Annotated in this window: 4 protein-coding genes; all 4 read right to left on the minus strand. The window is 61.9% G+C overall.

Features of this window, described 5'->3' with window-relative positions:
* Nucleotides 1-60: 60 nt before the first annotated feature.
* The 4 genes from RWT78_RS28385 to RWT78_RS28400 all read right to left on the minus strand — a co-directional run bounded on the left by RWT78_RS28385 (nt 61) and on the right by RWT78_RS28400 (nt 3,939).
* Entirely contained in the window at nt 61-1,221 is a 1,161-nt protein-coding gene (locus tag RWT78_RS28385) for a tyrosine-type recombinase/integrase (RefSeq protein ID WP_314682643.1), read from the minus strand.
* 572 nt (nt 1,222-1,793) lie between these two features.
* A complete protein-coding gene (locus RWT78_RS28390) occupies nt 1,794-2,201 on the minus strand; it encodes a hypothetical protein (RefSeq protein ID WP_314682644.1) in 408 nt (135 codons plus the stop codon).
* Complete coding sequence (locus RWT78_RS28395; protein WP_314682646.1) at nt 2,198-3,274, minus strand: TOMM precursor leader peptide-binding protein; 1,077 nt, start codon at nt 3,272-3,274, stop codon at nt 2,198-2,200. Before RWT78_RS28395 ends, RWT78_RS28390 begins: the two co-directional genes overlap by 4 nt.
* Before the next feature lie 41 nt (nt 3,275-3,315).
* Nucleotides 3,316-3,939: a hypothetical protein gene (locus RWT78_RS28400; protein ID WP_314682647.1), complete on the minus strand. Its 624-nt coding sequence runs from the start codon at nt 3,937-3,939 to the stop codon at nt 3,316-3,318.
* Nucleotides 3,940-4,391 lie beyond the last annotated feature (452 nt).

The following is a 4,391-nucleotide window of genomic DNA, read 5'->3' on the forward strand; positions in this document are numbered from 1 at the left end:
GCTTCATCTGTATCCGCTGTCGCGCGGTTGCATCGGACGCAATTCCGCTCAGTTGGGTGGTCATAGGCCGAGATCGTTGACGGCATTCCCGATCAAGGGCGCGTGCTCGCGGGCGTACACCTCGAGCATCCCCGGAGTCTTGTGTCCGGTCTGGCGCATGATCGCGTGCGCATCGGCGCCGTTGCGGAACGCCTGGGTGACGAATCCGGCCCGCAAGGAATGCCCACCCAGTCGCGCTACCAGTGACTCGTCGTAGCCCGCGGCGGTAGCGCGGCGCCGAACCGCGGCGTGGACCGCAGCCCCGGACAATGTTGCGGTGGAGAGGTTTCCGTTCTTGGCGATCGACCGGAACAGCGGCGTGTGCGGCGAGGCTGTGGGTACTGCGCCGCGGCACAGGTGCCCGTCGAATACCGGCGCTGTGCGCAGCAATCGGATCAGCTCGGGCCGTCCGCCTCGTTCCTGGGCGGCAACGACCTGCAACCACCGCAGCACCGCACACGGCGGGCAACTGACGTGCGACGTGGTGAACGGCAGCGCTCTGACCACCCCGAGACCGTCCTGGTCGGTCTTCGACCGCCGCAGCCGAACGTGTAGCCCGTCGAGGCGGTGCACAGCGATGTCGCCGCAGTCGAGGCCGACGAGTTCGCTGCGCCGGAACGCACCGGCGAACCCCATCAACAACAGCGCGGTGTCACGGCGCTCGAGGACTTCGCCGGCCCAGCCGGTAACAGCGTCTCGGGCGTGCGCCACGATGGTGACGATGTCGGAGGTCAGCAGCGGGGCCATCTGTCGACGCGGTCGATCACCCGCCGCGGCATAGCTTCGGCGGATTCCGGACAGGGTCGCGGTGACGATCGGATCCGCAGTCGGTGGCGGGTATCCGGCCATCTGGTGCCGGTGACCGATCGCGGCCACCCACCGCGAGAGTGTTGCCGGCGCATACGCCCGCGCCCCGGTGTCGGTGAGTGTGTCGGCGGCGTCGGTCAGGTACGCCGCGATGACCAGTGGATCCGCCGGTAACTCCCGATATTCGCGGCGTGCGCACCACGTGTCGAATCGTCGCCAATCCGACGCGTACGCCCGCACGGTGCTCGGGGACTTCGATTCCGCCACCGAACGCGCGATCCGGGCTCGAACATCCGCCGACACCACAGGCTCCGGCTGTCCGGAATTCCCGACAGCCGGAGCCTCGACCAGCATGTTCTTCGCGATATCGGCCATAAACCGCACGCTACCTGCGGCTACCGACAGAGTTTTCGGTCGGAAAGTGTGCTGACCAGGCAATTTCGGTGAGACGGTGCGATAACGGAAATTATCGTCACTGACCGCGCACAAACAATGAGTGACAGAGCGGGAGGGTATTCGGCACAGAATTTCGGTTGGCGTGGGGCCCTTCTGTTATCGCGATTACTGGGCTTGTCCTCGCGACGGCGTCGTTGTCCGTGTGGCTGGACATTCGTGCCAGGGATGCAAAGAAGGCTGGCAACGCCAGTAAGGGCTAATCGACTCTTTGAGTGGATTTGTGCTGACCAACTCCCACGTCCAAGGCTTGACAGGCCACGGCCACACAGCAGACATGAATGTAATCCTGCTGTCCGCTCGTGGGCACACCTGACCAGCCAAGGGTATGTCAGCCTCGATCTCGAACTGCGCACCCTGCAATCGATCATCGACACCGTTCGGCATTCCCGCCGAACCGGGGATGATCCTCCTCCACGAGATGTGGAGACCTGATCATCCCACGTCGTAGACATCAGACTATGCCAGTCACGGCATCAGAAATCAGGCCACATTCAATCGAAAGTCACATCGCCACGTGAGTTCAGCTCTGACCATGTGGCTTGAACCATGTGCTTTTCTGGCCAGTAGGCGGCGCTGTACCGTTCCGCTGCCTCGCCGAGCGCTGACAACATCGCCGAACGCTCGTCGAGTGACCCGCCCCCAGCCGCCTGAGCACAGGCCTCACCGAGTAGTCGCTGCGATTCGCAGGCGCGGGCGCCTACGGCGAAAGCTTGTGCATCGTCTGTGTCGTGCATCTGGCGGTACAAGCGGGTAGCGATGCCCACGACAGGTGAAAGTAACGGGCGCAGAACCTTTTCGGATTCGGCGGCCGGAGTCCACTCCGGCCCGATACCTGCCGGAATTCCATCGCTCACACCGGTCGGGACGGCGGTAGGAGGGGATTGGGAGACGATGCTCACTGGTTTTCCTCCTGCACGGAGGCTACTCCGTCGGAAGCCTGCGAATTATCGTGACGGTGAAGGGGGACACCCGCATCGGGATGGAACCAAATCATCGGGTAGCCAGTGTCGCGGGCACCCGAGCACTCTGGGCAACGCGGAACACGATAGAGGCGATGCGCATTGACCTCGAGTCCGCTCGAACCGATCTCAAGGGTATGGAGGCCACCCGGAACAGCCAGACCGGCGTTCCGATCCGTCAGGCCGAACCACTCCACAACACGTTCGATCACCAAACCCACCTGCATGGTCGACAGACCTGGCCAGAGGGTGGACCGATCCGAGGTGGAGCGAACTGGGCGTGCGGTGAGGATATCCGCGACGACCTCACGGTCCGGGAAAGATGCTCCTCGGCGTTCCCGATAACACACGAAACAGGCTGATTCTTTCGGAAGCGTCCACGGTCCTACGAGGGCTCGACGACCGTCGAAAGGGATTACCGGTAGCCACGTGCGGCCTGATTCGAGTGCGATGCGATTCCAGTCGGTCAACAGGGCATCTTGATCGTTGTTTCCCACAACGATGACTACATCGCGGACCGCGTCCGAGCTCGCCGGAACAGCATCGATGCTGTGGCCGGCGTCAGTGACCTGGACTCCCGCCGATCGCAACCCCTCGATCAGACTCTCGGCGAGGTTGTTTCGGCCCAACACCGTCGCTGTTCCATTCTTCATACGCTCAGTGACAGTCCGTAAGGGCACATTCCGCAGAGCGCGCAACCAAATTCCGACCGCTGCCGGTGGCGCGTCGCGCAAATCTTGCGCCACCTCGTCTCGCTCCAACAGACCAACCTGAGTGAGTTGATTGAGTACTGACTCAAGCGCAAGCATCCGGGCTTGGTCCGCGTCCGCCCCGACATCCAGCGTGGCGCGGCCGTCACTGAGAAGCGTCAGCAAGGCCTCGGTGAAAGCCGGCAGTTGGCCGCCGGTCAGACGCGCGACATGATCCCCTGTCCGCACCAGAACTGCTTCATCGGTCACTGTCACCGTCGTTCCCGGGTTGATGGCAATTGGCCGGTCGGTCTGAATGCTCATTTAGGTTGCTCCCACAGTTCGAGTTGGTTTAGGTTCGTCGGTCAGCGACTGCTGTGTGCATCGACCGGAATTCTGGGGCTGTTGGCGGTACACGCGGCGATCAGTCGAGTCAGATCCAGCGACCGGGGCGGACGACCGAGAGCACGTTCGACGATCCCGCTGGTCTGCCTCGGTGATCCCACCCACTGCTGGTGATGCGGGACACGCAGAGCCGTGTCCAAGTCCCACCCGACGCTCGAGCACAAGGCGGAAACAACCTGTCCCGGCGTCAATTCGTAGTACTCCGCACGCACCTTCAGGTGTTCGGTGAGGTGGCTGACCAGGTCCGGTAACGAAACCCCCTCCTGGCCCGCTACCTCGTAGATGCGCCCGTCCCGCAAGGTGGGCTCATCGGTGAGCTTTCGTATCAGGTCGGCAAGGTCCGCGACAGTCAGCCATGCCACCGGTGAGGGACCGAAACACCCATAGGCCGCCGAGTAGCTCAGGACCTGGTGGATTACCTGGTCCAGGTCTGCATCCATTGGAGAACACCGCAGAACGCAACAATCGGGACGAGTTGAGAGTGCCAGCGCTTCACCTCGCGCAACCTCTTCGAGATAGGGGTTGTCGTCGATAGCCCCATCGACACCCTGCGCGGAGATCACGATCAACGGCAAATCAGGCATGAGGGGGTACCGCAGGCATTCTGCGTGTTGCGCGGGGGTGAGGGAAGCGAGGTCGACCAGTAGACAGTCAGCCTCTAACGACTCAACCGTGAGCTCCACAGTGGACAGATCTTCCAGGGCCCGGCGCAAACTGGGCCGCCCTCCTCCGAAGAAAATCTTGACCGGACGAATTCTCTCAGTGGTTTCCATTTGGAGCGCAGGATCGGATGAAAAGGGCATACGCGAAACTGTGCCTCAAATTTACTGGAAACGACAGGCTTATCCGTGCTGTCAATCGATAGCATGACACCGTCCACCAGGCAATTCTTGCTATCACCTGAGAGCGACACTCGAAATTCTTGACTGCTCCGCTAATCCTTGTGTCATCCGTTTAGCTGACATCCAGATTAATCCTATTGGGTCTGCTGCACGGATAGGTGACATCTGATCTGTGGTGCCGAGAGGTGCCGCTG

The sequence above is a fragment of the uncultured Rhodococcus sp. genome (genome assembly GCF_963525155.1).
Taxonomy (GTDB): Bacteria; Actinomycetota; Actinomycetes; order Mycobacteriales; family Mycobacteriaceae; genus Rhodococcus_F; species Rhodococcus_F qingshengii.

Excerpts from the sequence above, each read along its gene's own strand:
- RWT78_RS28385 (WP_314682643.1), bottom strand. The coding sequence starts at position 1,221 with ATGGCCGATATCGCGAAGAACATGCTGGTCGAGGCTCCGGCTGTCGGG.
- RWT78_RS28395 (WP_314682646.1), bottom strand. The coding sequence starts at position 3,274 with ATGAGCATTCAGACCGACCGGCCAATTGCCATCAACCCGGGAACGACG.
- RWT78_RS28400 (WP_314682647.1), bottom strand. The coding sequence starts at position 3,939 with ATGCCTGATTTGCCGTTGATCGTGATCTCCGCGCAGGGTGTCGATGGG.